Source organism: Vibrio sp. YT-15 (assembly GCF_033337445.1).
In the GTDB taxonomy this organism is placed as follows: Bacteria; Pseudomonadota; Gammaproteobacteria; order Enterobacterales; family Vibrionaceae; genus Vibrio; species Vibrio alginolyticus.
The window spans coordinates 512,772-527,573 of record NZ_JAWOQR010000002.1; the positions used below are offsets into that span (position 1 = coordinate 512,772).

Sequence of the window (14,802 nt, forward strand, 5' to 3'; positions counted from 1 at the left end):
CGATGCAGCAATGGAAAATTCGTATTTTATCAGGCGTGCATACCGGAGTAGAAGTCACCTTACCTGAAGGTGTTCTCGTGCTTGGCAGTGACGACTTTATTGCTGATCTTGTACTGTCTGATGCTGGGGTCGAAGCGAACCATTTCACCCTCGTTTGCCATCAAGACTCGGTCATTTTACGAGGCTGCGAAGAGGCAAATATTAACAGTGAAGACATCGCTGTTGCAGGTGATGGTATCGAGTTGTCACGCCATGCTGTTGTCTCGGTCGGCGTTGTGAAGTTCGCTCTGGGATACGCGGAAGATGCGTTAATTGTGAGTAACGTCAGCGACGAATCTAGCCAACAGAATACACCTGTGGTTGCTGTGCAACGCTCTAGCTGGAAAAAAACAACGCTCATCGCTTTGCTCTGTAGTTTTGTCCCGAGTGTCATTTTTGCCGGTATGTGGTACAGCCAAGCTAACGGAAACAACAATGAAATTGTTACAGAAGCAGAACCCATTGTTTTGGTACGTAACATCTTAGGCGAGCTCAAACTTAGCGACGTTCGTGTGGAATGGAATGCCGCCGCACGCCAAGCAGTCTTAGAGGGCTATGTTGAAGACCGAACACAGAAACTCGATCTGCTTGGTCGAATTGATGTATTGGGCATCAATTACAAAAGTGACTTAAGAACGATGGAAGAAATCCGTCGCGGGGTTCGATTTATTTTGCGCAACCTCGGCTATCACCAAGTGAAAGTCGAAAATGGCGATGAGACCGGAACACTGCTGCTGACGGGCTATATCGATGATGCAAGCCGCTGGAACCAAGTTGAACAAATCTTGGAGCGAGACGTGCCGGGTCTTATTGCGTGGAAGGTTGAACTGCAGCGAGCGGGTGCCTACATGGATACGCTAAAAGCGTTATTGACGGATGCGGAGTTACTGAAAAAAGTCCAGTTGGTCACCAGCGGTGATCGCATCGAAGTTCGTGGTGAGCTTGATGATATCGAAACGACTCGATTTTACGGTGTGACCCGAGACTTCCGGGAACAATATGGTGAGAAACCGTACTTAGTTTTGAAATCCATACCTAAGGTGAGTAAAGGCACCAATATCGATTTCCCGTTTCGTAGCGTTAACTTTGGCCAGGTTCCATATGTGATTCTGACCGATAACGTTCGCTATATGGTCGGTGCAAGAACGCCTCAGGGCTACCGAATATCCAGTGTTACACCTGCTGGTATTGAGTTGGTTAAAGGCGGGCGGGTGATAACAATAGAACTCGGATATGAAGGCGAGACGAACAATGACAAATCTTGAACAAATTTTAAATAACGACACAAACGGTGCGGAAGTGCACAAGATTAAGAGCAAGCTCTTAGAAGCACAAGCGGTGGTGAAACGTCAGTTGGATTTAGGGTGCTCACCACAGCAGTACCAATTGCTACTCAAACAGTATGAAGCTTACACAGCCGCCCATGCGGTCGTTGAATCATACGAAGCTAACTAAAAAATACGAGGAAGTCTTATGTCATTTTACGATGCTAGTAACAGTGTAAACCTTGATGATGTTAAAGCTAAGTTAGAACAACAAGCGAAAGATGCCAACACAGAAGTGACGGCAGCCATCAAGAACCTAGAAACCAATGCCGATGATCCATCAAAGCTTGCCGAGCTTCAGCACGCGATCAACAAATGGTCTGTTGTTTACAATATCAATGCGACCACCACTCGTGCGATTAAAGATGTGATGCAGTCGATTCTCCAGAAGGTGTAAAGCATGGAACGAGAAACGCGCCAACTGCTGGCTGAAATCGCGCTGATGGCAACAGGTATGCATCGTCATCAAGAAGCCAACACGATTGCAGATGGCCTTGAAGCAAGCTCAGGTTCTGAAGAGACCGTTGCGATGATTCGTGCAATGAGCCTCATGAATAAAGGCTTGTATGAAGAGGCTCATCAATTACTCGAACCACTTTGTAATGCCTATCCAGATCTGATCAGCTTAGCGGCTCTTGCTTCTGCCAAAGCCGGTTTACTGAGCAAAGCGGAAAGCTGGGTAGAACTTGCGTCACAAGGAAGCGAAGAAAGCCAAGCATTTGCTGCGAGCTTTTCTCAGGACATTAGGAATCTTGGATGATCATTGATTCAAGCAACCTAAGTCTTCAACACCAATCTTTGCGTCAGTCGGAGTCGCGCCATTATGAGCGGAGCGATGAAGACAAGATGAAAGCACTCATGGAGCGAAGTGACAAGCAAGAGCAAGTTTCACATGTTTCTCCAAAAGAGACGCTAGAGAAAACAGAAGCGAAACTGGCGGAGATTAAAGCGTGGTACGAATCATTAAAAGACGCAGAGGTTGTCAGTAAACAAAGTGTCTTATCATCGTTAAATGAAGCGTTTTCCGACCCTCAAGTTAAACGAGAGGCAATGTGGTACGCCTTTCATGAGGCGAAGAGTGCAAAAGGCAACGAGCAGCCACAATCTGATTTGTTAAAGGTGTTGAAGCAGGAGTTACTAGGGAGTTTTTCGGGACAGCTTATTGCCGAACCACCTGCTGATAAAACAGCACTAAAAGCAATGCTAGCGCAGCATTTTCCACTGGGTGCCCAGAAAGAACAAGCCTTATGGCATTGCTGGGCAGAGTTGAAGTCGTTACCTGATATGGCATCAACATTGGACATGGTTCGTGATGAACTTAGCTTCATGATCCAAAAAAATGCGATGGTGAAAAACATCATGACTCACAGTCACAAGTTAGATTTATCTTAGGAGTACATATGATAAATACGCAGTACACCGAGGTGATGCAAACCAACATTGATAAGTTACAGGATGCGCAAGTCGAAGACGGTTTAAGCGAACGTTTTGAGCAAGCCATGTCGGTTCCCGAGGCAAGTAATGGCCTGGAGGGCGGTTTGCTAGAAAACATCAGCGAGTTGAAAAACACTATCGATAACGCGAAAAGTAACCTGCAAGACAACATGAAGATGGTGGGTGATGATCCGGCGCAATTACTGCAAATGCAGTGGGCGCTGACACGCATTACTTTTCAAGAAGAGCTGATCGCGAAAACCGTGGGTAAAACCACACAAAACGTAGAAACCTTATTGAAGGCACAATAGTGATGATGAATAAAATGAGAGCAGTTTTCATCATGCTCACGTTGTTTCTGGTAGGTTGTCAGACCGAGTTATACACCAACGTTACTCAGAAAGAGGGTAATGAGATGTTGTCGATCTTACTATCCGAAGGTGTCGTTGCAACAAAAGAACCTGACAAAGACAACACCGTCAAGTTAATGGTAGACAGTTCTCAAATCGCCTTTGCGGTAGATGCGCTAAAGCGAAAAGGTTATCCAAGAGAGCAGTTTTCTACACTGAAAGAGGTGTTTCCTAAAGACGATTTGATCTCGTCACCATTAGCAGAACGAGCACGTTTGGTGTACGCGAAATCTCAAGAGCTCTCGTCAACCTTATCTCAGATTGATGGCGTGCTGGTGGCACGTGTTCATGTTGTTTTGGAAGATCAAGATCTGCGTCCAGGAGAGCGCCCAACTCCAGCTTCTGCCTCCGTATTTATTAAACACGCGGCAGATATTGCGCTTGATTCATATGTCCCGCAGATCAAATTATTAGTGAACAACAGTATTGAGGGGTTGAACTACGATCGAATCAGCGTAGTGATGGTACCCTCATCAGAGGTTCGAGTTGCTACTCAAAACAATCAATTTAAAAGTATTTTGTCGGTTCAGGTCACCAAAGAGACGGCGAATAATCTTATCGCCATTTTGGTGTTCTTGGTAGCGGCACTCATCGGCTCGAATATCGCTACTTTTACATGGTGTCGTAGGAACACGAAGCGTGGTTAAACCAGAAACACCACTCGCGCAGGTACAACACCAGTTTAACTATGCGCCTTGCCAGTACATCCATAGAAGTTGGATAGAGCAAAAGCAGCCTTGGTTACTAAATATCGAAGGCTGGAGAGATAACCCCATGTTCAACCAATGGTGTATCAATGAGTGGACGTTATCTCCCGTTCCTGAGACGGCTTTTAACAGACCTTGTCATAGTTTGGCATTGCTCCCGACAGACGCGTTGAATCAACTCGTATTGATGGTGGGTGGAGCTTTGCATTGCGTTGCGATGCGAAGCGTTGTTTTAAAACATCCGAAACAGGTTTTGAACAACGTTTTTGGTTTGGAAGGCGCTCGGTTCTTAATTCAAAACGGGCCGATGCTGTTATCCAGTTGGCCGCAAGGCTGGCAGCGTGCGTTACCAGAACTACTGGATGAAAGGTCTGTTGAAGCAAGCATGAGGGCGCTAGGATATTTTTGGATGAGGTTTATTTTGATTAACTCACCAGAAGATGTTGTTCTTCGTTGGCAATTCAAATTAGAAAAGCAACTTAGCGAAAACGCGGAAACAGCTAACTGGTTGGAAGCGGATCAACGAGATCTGGCGTATCGACTCACAAAAAAAATCGCAAAACAGGTTATTCCTCAATGGTTTCATTTGTTGAAATAAAAACAGACAATTTGCAGCTGGCACCTGGCTTAAAGGTGCTGAAAGCGAAAGATTATGCCAGTTATCTGGATTCGCAACACTTAGTTGAAGCCGCGAACTCCAAAGCTGAAAGCATCATTGCTAATGCCCAACAAGCCTACGAAACCGAAAAACAACGTGGTTATCAAGATGGCCTTGCACAAGCCAAGATTGAAAATGCGCAAACGATGGTTGAAACCTTAGCACGTTGTAATGACTACTATCAGCAAGTCGAAGAAAAAATGACAGGTGTGGTGTTAGAAGCAGTACGTAAGATCATCGATACCTTCGATGATGTCGATACCACGGTGAGTGTAGTTCGAGAAGCGTTGCAACTGGTGAGTAACCAAAAGCAGGTCATTTTACATGTCCACCCAGAGCAGGTTGTTGAGGTGAGAGAAAAGGTGGCTGGTGTATTAAGTGATTTCCCTGAAGTCGGTTATGTTGACGTGGTAGCAGATGCGCGCTTGAAAAATGGAGGCTGCATTTTGGAAACAGAAGTTGGGATCATCGACGCCAGTATTGATGGACAGCTGCATGCATTAAAGCAAGCCATGGTGAAGCAGCTCAGCGAGCGTAAAATTACGATTCATGAATAAACCTCAAAAACTCAGCACTTGCTGAGTTTTTTCATTTTAATGCCTTTAAACAAAAAAAATCCGACCATTTCTAAAATATTCACTGCCATAAATCCTTAAGAATACACCTAAGAAAGCTGCTTAGTTGATAAGTGTTGCAACCAAGCAGCGCCTCTAAAACAAAAATAGGATTATTTAGTCGAATGGCTAATGGATTTATAACTTCTTTACTGACAGATTTTGCCAGCCGCTGCCAATTGGAGCCGTTGGTTTTTGATGAAGATGATTGTTGCCATCTACTCGTTGAGCAAAACACAGCAATCACAATTCGTGCACAAGAAGATCGTGTGACGCTTATCGGGCTGATTTCAGGTAATAAACCGAGTGCTGATATTTTGCATCAACATATGAAAGATGCCTTAACGCAAGGCTCTCCAGCGGTATGCTGGGAGGAAGAGACCGGATATATCGGTTTCATACACCTGCCTCAGCCACTGCTAACTGCATCTTTTTTCGATGAGTCATTTGCGAATTTCATCGAGTGGTTAAAAAGTGCGAATACACAAGAAGTAACCAATAAAACAATCGAAGTACCGGAAACGAATACCACTCATTTTTCCACATTAAGGGTTTAAAACATGATCAGTTTTGGAAGTGTTAGCGCGTTGCAGGCCGCCATGCCGCAAGCTCGTAACGAGATACTTAACGAAGGTAAGCTGAGTATTGGTGGCAAAGAATACCAAATCAACGCAGCGACCCAAGAATTTACTCGCGCCAATCCTACGAATGGTGCAGTAGCGCGATTTTTTGAAGCGACAGGAAAACTGTTTCGCGAAGGTAGCCCACAATCGGTAGCGAAAGCCCTTACAAAAGCCGTATTTGATAATGAGCAAGGACAAGCTCAGCGTTTACAAGCTGCTTCTTCTGTTGAGCATGGACAAATGTTCTTCAAAGATGGAAGCATAAAAACCGCATCAGATGTCTTAAATGCCTTTGCGAAGTTAGACAGTAAATCAGTTCAGTCGAACTCTGCTGAGCTAAACCAGTTAGCTGAGCGAGCGATGACAGAGGCAATGTTAGAAACCGATTCTGGTAAAAACCTCAGATCACTGATTGGCGAAAGTGCAGCGAAGTTGCTTGCTGGACGTGTAGTAAAAGACTACGGAGGTGGTGTATCTGCAGCGCAGAAAAACCCGGCAGCTAGCATTAATCAAATGCAAGCGGTGTTTGATATGGAGGTGATGCATCTTAAATCGGCACAACGTCATATCGAAGGTCTAGCAAGCACCGATCTAAGCCAAGGTGTATACGCTGAAGGACTGGCGGAGGATGCGTTTAACAAAAGTGGCGTAACCAATAATGTTGAAAGAGCTGCGGCGTGGATCATTAATGCTTCTAACTCTAAAGGAAACGATGCCGAAAATATTACGTCTTTACTGAAAGAATACGCGTCTAATGGTAAAGATTTATTGAATATGGAAAACCTAAAAGAGCTACACGCTCGATTGGTGCCTAATGTTGAGCGTGATTACCGAGGGCCAAATATTTCGGGTGGTACTTTGCCTTCAAGTATTGGCGGTGAGGGCATGTTAAAGCAGCACATTGAAGGCTTTTTGAAAGAGAACCCTGTAGAAGATAAAGACTTAGGTAAACATTTGTTCGCCGGAGTTATCGGGTACCATGGCTTTACCGATGGAAATGGTCGCATGGGGCGCATGCTATACGCGATAGCAGAACTTCGTAACGACTCGTTCAATCCTTTAGCTATGGATGCAGAAAATAGCCTTCACGGTATTAAGTGATTTTTTACTTCTATTTAATTTTTGGAGCGGCGATTGCCGCTCTTTTATTTTCCAGCTTAACCTTAATTTTTCTTCTCAATAAAACGGCTAATAGCAATAAAAATGAGACGTTGAAATAAAGTGTCGGTTTCTATCTCACCATAAAATCTCTTTTATCCTTATTCGCTTATTTAAATGAGCCGTTATACCCAAGTGGCTTCGCTGAAACAAATATATCGATGTCACTTAGTTATAATAAATTAGACAGGACACAACATGAATACAGGAAAGATTAATATGCTTCTCTCTGAGCTGGGAGAAGTGCTGAACCTTGAGCGCGTGACAGCGTATGACGATCAAATGTGGTCACTGCATTTTGCTGAAAACAACAGTGTCGATGTTCTGCTCGTAGAGGAAAAAGGCGAGTTATTGATTTCCAAAAACCTGCTTATAGAACAAGATGATATTACGCTAGATAAACTTCAAGTTTTACTTGAATACAACTTTTTGTATCGAGAAACAGGTGGTGTGCAGTTTTGTGTGAATCCAACACGCAAAGACGTTGTTCTTCAAGTTGCTATCGCGACTGGAAGTGAACTCACCAACATTGCTAACTTAATCATTCAGTTGAACGAATTAGTTGATACTTGGGGACAGTTATTTCAAAACAACACGGTTGTAGATTTTAGCCAAACAGACGTACACGCATTTATTCAAGTTTAAGGCATCACACATGGTCAATATTAATACATCGCAAATGCACTCGTTGAGTCAGTTAACGTCACATTTGGCGACACAAAATCAAGCTGACGACAAAGAGGTTCGAGCACACAACGGTAAAGATATTTTTGTTAAAGAGGGCGCACCAAAAAATAAAAGTATCAGCGCGCGTATTAGCCACCAGAATAAAGCGAAAGATATTGTAGTGAACCTGCTTACTAAGCAGGGTATTCCTAAAGATGTTGCGAAGCTGATGCTGAAAAATGTGTTGAACGGTGAAAATAAGTTAACGCTTGGGAGCCTGAAAAATCTTGAGAGATTGTCGTCTGGCCCAAGCTCAAATTGGCCCACTGCACAAACGGCAGCCTTTTCTTCCAAAACCAATAAAGCCTCATCGAGTGTCGCGCTTATCAACGAACATAAAGCCAACCTTCAAAAGCTTGGTGATTTTGCCTGTACGGACTTAAATACGTTCGGTGTTAAGGGGTCACAGTTTTATGAAACAAAAGGAAAGCCACGACTAAAAGAGCTTCACGCGGATCAAGCGAGAATCATGCAAGATCACCGAGCGACGATGTCCGCAAACGGAGTTCAAGCTGCAGCACAAAGAGGAACCGCACCGCAATTAAGCACTCTACAGAACATTGCTAAGGCAGTACAAACCGCGAAAGCCGGCTGCTGTACTACATTTGCTTTTGCTGCCGCCGCTGAGATGATTCAAGGCATGTCAGGAACACCTGAAAGTGAACCCAAAGTAGAAGTGGTTGCGTTTAAAAAGGGTCATTCAGGTACACACCTTTATGTACTGGTTGGTCGACAAGAGGGGAGCGACATAAAAGATCCATCAACGTGGAGTAAGGATGTGAAAATTGTTGACCCGTGGGCGACATCTGCATTCGGTGCACCAATGTTTGGAGATGCACAACGACCACCTGTTTCGAATATGTTCCCGCCAACAGAAGTCATTTTTGATAGCCATAAACTGGGTTAGTCACTCTGCAAAAGAAGTGAGCAAATACACCATGCTAAGCATCTAACCTTTATTGAAAGAGCAGCTCTGAGCTGCTCTTTTTTATTACTCTGGCAACTCGATTTTAGAGCGAGATTTCTGCGGAAAACCTCACAATGAAGGCGAAAAAGTGACAAAAATAAAGCCATTACCGACATCGTTCAATCTGCAATCGTTGTTCAATAGAGTTATTGAAACAAAAGGAAAAAGTTATGAACACGATTCAACAACTGCTCTTGGAGTTTTGCCAACTCAATGAGTTGCCCGAACTGAATTTTGAAGAAAATGAACGTTGTCAGCTACTGGTCGATGATCGCTACATGTTGTATTTCATTGCGACAGATACGGATGATTTGATGTTGTCTGTAACGTTCGGAGGGTTAGAAAAATCCGGTGAACAACGACTAAAAGGTTTAGAGCTTCTTGCTCATGCTAACTATCAAGGAATTGGTAGTGGCAACCTCGCACTTGCTTTAGCTCCAAATGGTCGACAGCTTGTCTTAGCAGGACGTAAACCCGTTGAGCATCTAAATACGACGAACCTTACCGCTTGGTTTCACGAAGTTATTGAACAGGCCGAGCTGTGGCAAGCGCGTTTCGCAATGTTGGATCAAGCGATTCCAACCACCTTTAATCATGAACAAGCTCATGTTCAATCACTTCGTGTGTAGGAGAGAAAAATGGTTAATACAACACAAAAAATCAGTCAAAGCCCAGTACCTGATCTAGAACAGTTTCGTGCAGTTGCTGCGCAAAAAGATGACCGAGTGATCAGTAAAAGAGGTGAAGTAAAAGAACCTTCCACATTCCACAAAGGTCATAAGTTTGCTTCTATTCACGAAGGCGTATTGAGAAGCAAATACACTAAGTTTTTCCAAGAAAACATCAAAACTCACCTTGATTTAAAGCAGGCGCTACTTAAGCAAGAAAAACCTGAGGTTGCGCTGTTGGCTTACTCCCTAGTGAGTCCTTCAGGCTATCGCGGTGAGCCACTTACTGAGCGTAAAATCTTAGAAGTTGTCAGCCTATTGGATGAAATAAAAGTGAGCAGCGATGCGTACCAGCAGCTTAAAAATACGTTTGATGCGATCAGCAAAGATCCGCGTATGCAGGTGAGTTTAGAAGCCCAGTATCCAGGAAAAATGGATGGCTTCGCTGCTGAACTGTTACAGATGGGCAAAGAAAAGCTAAAAGGTTCTGGTGTGAACGCCGTTATTAACTTGGCATTACCTGGTGTTGGCTTATTGATTTCTACAGGTCGAGAGCTGCACAAAGCGGCCGTAAATGGTGATGCTGAGGCTTACCATCATCAGTTAGAACAAATTTCACAGCTGCCAGGGCGAGATCAACGTCTTTCTATGCCGATGCAGCAAACCTTGGCTCAAGGTCATGCGATACTGTCGGCTGAAGGTGGCATTGGAGCTACGTTAGGTATGGCGACGGGGAGCCTGGGCACGTTCGGTGTTAGCTCTGTAGCAACGGTGGGCGTCACACCGATAGCAAAAGAGGCAATCGGTTCTGCGGCAACGACTGCTATCATGAGCGGCGGTGGCTTTGTGGCGAACCAAGCTGGGGCATACGGGTTAAATACGGAAGTAAAAGAGCAACTTATGCAAGGCGAAATGTCTGGTGTTTTACCTAGACTTGAAGTTTCCAATGCAAAAGGAGACTTTACCTTCAGTATGCAAGATCCGGCTTCTGTCCGCGCATTAATGGCGTACCTTGGCCCTAAGGAGAATACTGCAATGACTTCTCCTCAAGCGCCTAAAGAGGCACAAGAGATGGAAGCCGCTCGATTAACACTGAAAAAGATGTTGGGTTCAGAGCCAAGTGAGCACTTGGTTCCTGACGTAGACTCTATCTTGAAGCTAAGCCCAGAGGATGCACCAAGTAAAACCGAGTCTATTGCTAACGGGGCGTTTAAAAAACTGTTAGGAGAAGATTGGGATTGGCTCATGCCAGCTGTTCGAGCGATTGATAAAGGGGAAGCAAGTAAAATCAACGAAAAGCTCACCTACAAGCTCCCCCTAGATGCAGCAAACGGACGGGTTTATCTTGATAAATGCCCAAACCTGAGTGACGTCCAATTAGATGCGCTAGAAAAACTAGGCTCACCAAGTCAATTGCGATTGATGTACTTGGCAGAAGGCTGGGTGTAATTTCAAATGGTAAAGTAGGGAGTAGGTGCTGCTCCTTACTTTATCTACCGTCAGCGTTACTTTTTGGGGCTGGCTCATCTCCATTGAATTTAACTTTTCGACTGAAGAAACAAACACACAAGTGTCAACGTTATACCAACCCAACCAATGAAAGAAATTTCTTCCCCAACAATCGCAACTGCTAGTGCGGCTGCGATAACAGGTTCAAATAGCGTGAGTATGCTAGCTCCACTGGCTGTAACAAACCGTAGCCCAAACCCAAAGCGACGTAACCTAACCCCATTGGAATCAAGGCCATGTAGAGCATGACCGTCGTATTAGTTGATGATGCAAATAGATTATCGCCCGTGATGAAAAGTGTTGGTAGAAGCAAAACTCCACCAATACCAAAAACACTTCCCATGGCCGTTTGCGATTCAATGCCGTGGTCAATCATAGCCTTTACTCCCCATGAGTAAATGGCGTACGTCAGACCTGCCAATAGGCCAAGTAATACACCCCAATGCTTCATATCCTGATCAAATAAGCTATTTGCGGATGACTCAGAAGCCAGCAACAAGGTAATGCCAATGACCCCGATTGCGAAACTCATCATCCAGCGCTTGGTTATGGTCTGATTTCGGCTAAAGAGACACTCTAACAAAGCAGAAAAGAAAGGTGCAGTGGAGATAGAAACAACCGTACCAATAGCCACACCGGCGAATCGCATTGATGAATAAAAAGCCAGTGGGTAGGTGGCTAAGGCGATAATACTAACCAGTAACGTTTTCTTCTTATGTACGACTTTTCGAAAATCTCTCTTCAGTGACTTCGCAGACAGACATGCTTGCATAAATCCACCAATACCCATAGAAAATGCGCCAATGGCGAGAGCACTGACATCCGGTGCCAAGCTGGCAGCGGTGCCCGTCGTTCCCCACAGGGTTGAAGCAAAAAGTATGGATAAAGTTCCTAATTGATAGTCGGTGAAATGTTTTTTTAACACTGTAATTTCTACCTAGTGAATGGCTGTTTTAGGGTAGAAAGAATAAAAGAAAGCGATAGAGATTTTTGTGCTGAAAAGACGGAATACTTGTTCCAGAAGACTATTCTAGTGACTATCGGGAAAACTCTCTAGGAGACATACCAAAATGCATTGAAAACCGTCGACTAAACGCGGAAAGGTCACTATAGCCAACTCGTTCAGCTATCAACTGAACTGGAAGGTCTGTATGAGTCAGTAGTGCTTTGGCTTTTTCCATACGTTGTAGTGTAATGTACTTATGGACGCTCACTTTTAGCTGCTCTTTAAAAAGCTTTTTAAACTGCGTCGGACTCAAGCAAGCGGCATTCGCTAATGAGGCAATGGTGAGTGGCTGATCAAGCTGCTCGGCGATCACAACCTGTACATCTCGAATACGCGAATCTACGGAGCGAGACCGCTTTTGCTGCTCTAGCAACAGATAGAAGGTTGCAACCATTGAGTTTTCAATTTCATCATTAACCTGATACTCAAGTTGCTTTTCGACAAACTGGATAAAGCTCAGTAGAGGCGGGCTAATCGAAAACACAGCCACACTATTATCCATCAAATGAGTGGGCAAAGTGGTCATATCCGCAACAATAAAGCGTGATGACTCTTCGGCATTAAAACCGTGGGCACAACTTTTGGGGATGACTATGCAGTCGCCAACCGCCACCTTTCCGACATAACTATCCATATCAATATGTATGTTGCCCTGGAGAGGAAGCACCAGTTGATGATAATCACTATGAGTATGTCGGCTCATACGTTTCGTGTAGGAGCGAATGCTTAAGTTAGATTTCATAAAAACAACATACAGTTAAAGAATACCGCATTATAGCGTTGAAAGTATCGAGGTTGAAAGCTGGGCAGTTGTAAGCCCCGATCTTGAATGGGATGTGGTTTGTTAGTCCGCCTCGGACTCTAACGAGGCCAACCAACGAAGCACTTCCGCAGTTGCTTCAATAAGATCGCTTGGGATGTACTGGTCGACGTTGCCGTCGGCGTATAGTGCACGAGCAAGAGGGACTTTTTGCATCACAGGCACGCCTTCCTCTTTAGCGATTGCGACCATACGTTTGGCTACCGCATCGGTTTCCATCAAAGTGATGACGGGCAGGGGCGTTTCGCCTTTCTTGTAATAAAGGCCAACCGCGATATGTGTTGGGTTTGTAACTAATACATTAGAACGTTTAACGTTTTCGCGTTGATTGGAGGCTTGTAGCTCTTGGTGCAACTGACGACGTTTGCTTTTTATTTCTGGACTGCCTTCCATCTCTTTGTATTCGCGCTTCACTTCGTCCTTGCTCATTTTGAGCTTTTTCGTGTGATCAAATTTCTGGTACGCAAAATCTGCGGCAGCGATGACGATGAAGCCTACCGAAGAGATAATCATTAATTGTTTAATCATGACGCCAGTAATGGTCGGGACACATTCTAGCCCACAAGTTGGAATTTGCATTAAAGCGTTGATGTTACCGCGTAATGTCACCCAGATAATGCAGGAAAGAAGAGAGACTTTAAGGATCGACTTGATAAACTCAATCACACTCTTGAGGGAAAAAATGCGTTTGGCCCCTTCGACGGGATTGATCTTTTTGATGTCGGGTTTAACGGATTCACCACTAAATAGGAATCCGAACTGCCCCATATTGGAAAAGACGGCGACGAGTGCAGCAACCAGAATAATCGGAGCGAGTAGATAGGCAATTTCTTTTGCGATGGCGATAGCGACATCGACTAGCGCATCTTGGAAACCCTGATAAGCAAGCTTACTTGGTAGGAGAATAAGCGCTGAGATGTGCGACATGTAATAATCGGCGAACGCAAACAGTACAATTATGAGCGCCAAAATTAATGCAGACGATACGATTTCTTGGCTTTTGGCAACCTGACCTTTCTGCCGAGCATCGCGTAACTTTTTTGCGGTGGGTTGCTCTGTTTTTTCTGCACTCATAAAGAATCCTAAGCGTTATTGCCAAATGGTATTGAGTTGTTCTGCGAATCGGGTAATGCCGTAAAACTGTACTTCAAAGTGATCCATCATTATTCCGAGATACACGATCAGTAAAACACTCGCGATGGCACTTTTTATTGGCATGGCAAGGAAAAAAACATTCAATTGCGGTGCAAAACGACTGATAAGCGCCAGACCAAACTCAGCAAGAAACATTGCCAACACTAGTGGAGCGGACATCAACACACCAAGCCACATAAGCTGTTCAAATTGCGCGTAGAAGAAGCTCACCCATGCGTCGCTAACGGTTGGGAAAAAGTCCACAATCGGCCAAGATGTATAGCTTTTGAATAACGCATAGATAAAAGTGACAAAGCCCCCGCCAGAGAAGAACAGGGTAATCAACGTTTGGGTCAGCAACACGGCTGTTGGTGTGGATTGTGAGCCTAGCGTTGGGTTAAACATACTTGCCATGGCAGCCCCACGTTGGTTGTCGACCAGAAAACCGGCCGCTTCTATCGCCCAAAAGGGGATAGCAGCAACAAACCCTATCAACAGCCCAATTAATACCTCCTTACCCAAAATCACTATCAGCCAAATGCCGTCGGTTTCTGCGGGCAAGCTTTGCTGATTAATCATCGGAAATATAAACAGCGCGAGTGAGCAAAGCACACCATTTCTCACCATGGTGCCGCCTAGCATTTGCTTGCTCAAAATAGGCAAAAAGATGAAGCACGCCATTAACCGAGGTAACGTCAGGCTGTACAAAAATAAAGCCTGGTGTAAGTCGTGATAACTCATCGTATTTGAGGAATTTTATCCATAGCAAGCGAGGCGAAGGCGTGGAGCTCTGCCCCTAGCCATTGCGTTGTGACGAACAGCGTAATAATGACCGCGATAAGCTTGACCACAAAGCCTAACGTTTGTTCTTGGACCTGAGTTAACGCCTGAATAAGCGACACCAATGTACCAACCAATGCTGCGACTAAAATCGGCGGTAATGACAAGTACAACACTAGGGTTAATGCTTGAGTCGTGAAATGAATGATTTCAGCAGAATGCAT

At 44.6% G+C, this 14,802-nt stretch carries 19 protein-coding genes and 1 pseudogene; 15 read left to right on the top strand and 5 right to left on the bottom strand.

The window, feature by feature from the left end; translation table 11 throughout:
- The first annotated feature begins 2 nt into the window (after positions 1-2).
- The 15 genes from sctD to R7D93_RS06540 all read left to right on the top strand — a co-directional run bounded on the left by sctD (position 3) and on the right by R7D93_RS06540 (position 10,778).
- Positions 3-1,304: a type III secretion system inner membrane ring subunit SctD gene (sctD, locus tag R7D93_RS06470; protein WP_132937104.1), complete on the top strand. Its 1,302-nt coding sequence runs from the start codon at positions 3-5 to the stop codon at positions 1,302-1,304.
- A complete protein-coding gene (locus R7D93_RS06475; RefSeq protein ID WP_005377198.1) occupies positions 1,291-1,494 on the top strand; it encodes an EscE/YscE/SsaE family type III secretion system needle protein co-chaperone in 204 nt (67 codons plus the stop codon). Before sctD ends, R7D93_RS06475 begins: the two co-directional genes overlap by 14 nt.
- An 18-nt stretch (positions 1,495-1,512) precedes the next feature.
- Complete coding sequence (gene sctF / locus R7D93_RS06480; protein WP_005377199.1) at positions 1,513-1,761, top strand: type III secretion system needle filament subunit SctF; 249 nt, start codon at positions 1,513-1,515, stop codon at positions 1,759-1,761.
- A gap of 3 nt (positions 1,762-1,764) precedes the next feature.
- On the top strand, positions 1,765-2,124 hold the full coding sequence (locus R7D93_RS06485) for a YscG family type III secretion system chaperone (RefSeq protein ID WP_005377200.1): 360 nt from the start codon (positions 1,765-1,767) through the stop codon (positions 2,122-2,124).
- Positions 2,121-2,756 carry a YopR family T3SS polymerization control protein gene (locus tag R7D93_RS06490; protein ID WP_017821342.1) on the top strand — a complete coding sequence of 212 codons (636 nt, stop codon included), beginning with the start codon at positions 2,121-2,123 and terminating at the stop codon, positions 2,754-2,756. Before R7D93_RS06485 ends, R7D93_RS06490 begins: the two co-directional genes overlap by 4 nt.
- Before the next feature lie 8 nt (positions 2,757-2,764).
- On the top strand, positions 2,765-3,109 hold the full coding sequence (sctI, locus tag R7D93_RS06495; RefSeq protein WP_005387149.1) for a type III secretion system inner rod subunit SctI: 345 nt from the start codon (positions 2,765-2,767) through the stop codon (positions 3,107-3,109).
- Positions 3,109-3,855 (top strand): type III secretion system inner membrane ring lipoprotein SctJ, encoded by a 747-nt coding sequence (sctJ, locus tag R7D93_RS06500; protein WP_086012989.1) that lies wholly within the window; start codon positions 3,109-3,111, stop codon positions 3,853-3,855. Before sctI ends, sctJ begins: the two co-directional genes overlap by 1 nt.
- Positions 3,848-4,513, top strand: coding sequence for a SctK family type III secretion system sorting platform protein VscK (vscK, locus tag R7D93_RS06505; RefSeq protein WP_206958215.1), 666 nt, complete (start codon positions 3,848-3,850; stop codon positions 4,511-4,513). Before sctJ ends, vscK begins: the two co-directional genes overlap by 8 nt.
- Positions 4,492-5,130 (top strand): HrpE/YscL family type III secretion apparatus protein, encoded by a 639-nt coding sequence (locus tag R7D93_RS06510; RefSeq protein ID WP_005387146.1) that lies wholly within the window; start codon positions 4,492-4,494, stop codon positions 5,128-5,130. Before vscK ends, R7D93_RS06510 begins: the two co-directional genes overlap by 22 nt.
- 182 nt (positions 5,131-5,312) lie before the next feature.
- On the top strand, positions 5,313-5,744 hold the full coding sequence (locus R7D93_RS06515; protein ID WP_186584995.1) for a type III secretion system chaperone: 432 nt from the start codon (positions 5,313-5,315) through the stop codon (positions 5,742-5,744).
- 3 nt (positions 5,745-5,747) lie between these two features.
- The gene (locus tag R7D93_RS06520) at positions 5,748-6,911 is read left to right on the top strand and encodes a VopS family T3SS effector adenosine monophosphate-protein transferase (RefSeq protein WP_225496946.1); all 1,164 of its coding nucleotides are present in this window, start codon (positions 5,748-5,750) and stop codon (positions 6,909-6,911) included.
- A 255-nt stretch (positions 6,912-7,166) separates the two neighbouring features.
- Positions 7,167-7,613 carry a type III secretion system chaperone gene (locus R7D93_RS06525; protein WP_053304389.1) on the top strand — a complete coding sequence of 149 codons (447 nt, stop codon included), beginning with the start codon at positions 7,167-7,169 and terminating at the stop codon, positions 7,611-7,613.
- Positions 7,614-7,623: 10 nt separating this feature from the next.
- Complete coding sequence (vopR, locus tag R7D93_RS06530) at positions 7,624-8,601, top strand: type III secretion system effector VopR (RefSeq protein ID WP_005387142.1); 978 nt, start codon at positions 7,624-7,626, stop codon at positions 8,599-8,601.
- A 230-nt stretch (positions 8,602-8,831) separates the two neighbouring features.
- The gene (locus R7D93_RS06535; protein ID WP_225496948.1) at positions 8,832-9,290 is read left to right on the top strand and encodes a CesT family type III secretion system chaperone; all 459 of its coding nucleotides are present in this window, start codon (positions 8,832-8,834) and stop codon (positions 9,288-9,290) included.
- A gap of 9 nt (positions 9,291-9,299) precedes the next feature.
- The gene (locus tag R7D93_RS06540) at positions 9,300-10,778 is read left to right on the top strand and encodes a CesT family type III secretion system chaperone (RefSeq protein ID WP_158173932.1); all 1,479 of its coding nucleotides are present in this window, start codon (positions 9,300-9,302) and stop codon (positions 10,776-10,778) included.
- Positions 10,779-10,867: 89 nt separating this feature from the next.
- On the opposite strand, the pseudogene R7D93_RS06545 reads toward R7D93_RS06540, so the two are convergent.
- The 5 genes and pseudogenes from R7D93_RS06545 to vscS form a co-directional block, all read right to left on the bottom strand.
- Positions 10,868-11,769 (bottom strand): annotated as a pseudogene (locus R7D93_RS06545) (DMT family transporter).
- Between the two features lie 106 nt (positions 11,770-11,875).
- Entirely contained in the window at positions 11,876-12,586 is a 711-nt protein-coding gene (locus R7D93_RS06550; RefSeq protein ID WP_213871878.1) for a helix-turn-helix domain-containing protein, read from the bottom strand.
- A gap of 102 nt (positions 12,587-12,688) precedes the next feature.
- The gene (gene vscU / locus R7D93_RS06555) at positions 12,689-13,738 is read right to left on the bottom strand and encodes a SctU family type III secretion system export apparatus subunit VscU (RefSeq protein ID WP_225496950.1); all 1,050 of its coding nucleotides are present in this window, start codon (positions 13,736-13,738) and stop codon (positions 12,689-12,691) included.
- 15 nt (positions 13,739-13,753) lie between these two features.
- Positions 13,754-14,539, bottom strand: coding sequence for a type III secretion system export apparatus subunit SctT (gene sctT / locus R7D93_RS06560; RefSeq protein WP_137282056.1), 786 nt, complete (start codon positions 14,537-14,539; stop codon positions 13,754-13,756).
- Complete coding sequence (gene vscS / locus R7D93_RS06565) at positions 14,536-14,802, bottom strand: SctS family type III secretion system export apparatus subunit VscS (RefSeq protein ID WP_005377227.1); 267 nt, start codon at positions 14,800-14,802, stop codon at positions 14,536-14,538. The genes sctT and vscS overlap by 4 nt, the downstream gene beginning before the upstream one ends.

Bases quoted from the DNA above. Each gene is read 5' to 3' on its own strand.
- sctD (WP_132937104.1), top strand. From the start codon at position 3: ATGCAGCAATGGAAAATTCGTATTTTATCAGGCGTGCATACCGGAGTA.
- R7D93_RS06475 (WP_005377198.1), top strand. From the start codon at position 1,291: ATGACAAATCTTGAACAAATTTTAAATAACGACACAAACGGTGCGGAA.
- sctF (WP_005377199.1), top strand. From the start codon at position 1,513: ATGTCATTTTACGATGCTAGTAACAGTGTAAACCTTGATGATGTTAAA.
- R7D93_RS06485 (WP_005377200.1), top strand. From the start codon at position 1,765: ATGGAACGAGAAACGCGCCAACTGCTGGCTGAAATCGCGCTGATGGCA.
- R7D93_RS06490 (WP_017821342.1), top strand. From the start codon at position 2,121: ATGATCATTGATTCAAGCAACCTAAGTCTTCAACACCAATCTTTGCGT.
- sctI (WP_005387149.1), top strand. From the start codon at position 2,765: ATGATAAATACGCAGTACACCGAGGTGATGCAAACCAACATTGATAAG.
- R7D93_RS06510 (WP_005387146.1), top strand. From the start codon at position 4,492: ATGGTTTCATTTGTTGAAATAAAAACAGACAATTTGCAGCTGGCACCT.
- R7D93_RS06515 (WP_186584995.1), top strand. From the start codon at position 5,313: ATGGCTAATGGATTTATAACTTCTTTACTGACAGATTTTGCCAGCCGC.
- R7D93_RS06520 (WP_225496946.1), top strand. From the start codon at position 5,748: ATGATCAGTTTTGGAAGTGTTAGCGCGTTGCAGGCCGCCATGCCGCAA.
- R7D93_RS06525 (WP_053304389.1), top strand. From the start codon at position 7,167: ATGAATACAGGAAAGATTAATATGCTTCTCTCTGAGCTGGGAGAAGTG.
- vopR (WP_005387142.1), top strand. From the start codon at position 7,624: ATGGTCAATATTAATACATCGCAAATGCACTCGTTGAGTCAGTTAACG.
- R7D93_RS06535 (WP_225496948.1), top strand. From the start codon at position 8,832: ATGAACACGATTCAACAACTGCTCTTGGAGTTTTGCCAACTCAATGAG.
- R7D93_RS06540 (WP_158173932.1), top strand. From the start codon at position 9,300: ATGGTTAATACAACACAAAAAATCAGTCAAAGCCCAGTACCTGATCTA.
- R7D93_RS06550 (WP_213871878.1), bottom strand. From the start codon at position 12,586: ATGAAATCTAACTTAAGCATTCGCTCCTACACGAAACGTATGAGCCGA.
- vscU (WP_225496950.1), bottom strand. From the start codon at position 13,738: ATGAGTGCAGAAAAAACAGAGCAACCCACCGCAAAAAAGTTACGCGAT.
- sctT (WP_137282056.1), bottom strand. From the start codon at position 14,539: ATGAGTTATCACGACTTACACCAGGCTTTATTTTTGTACAGCCTGACG.
- vscS (WP_005377227.1), bottom strand. From the start codon at position 14,802: ATGCATTCTGCTGAAATCATTCATTTCACGACTCAAGCATTAACCCTA.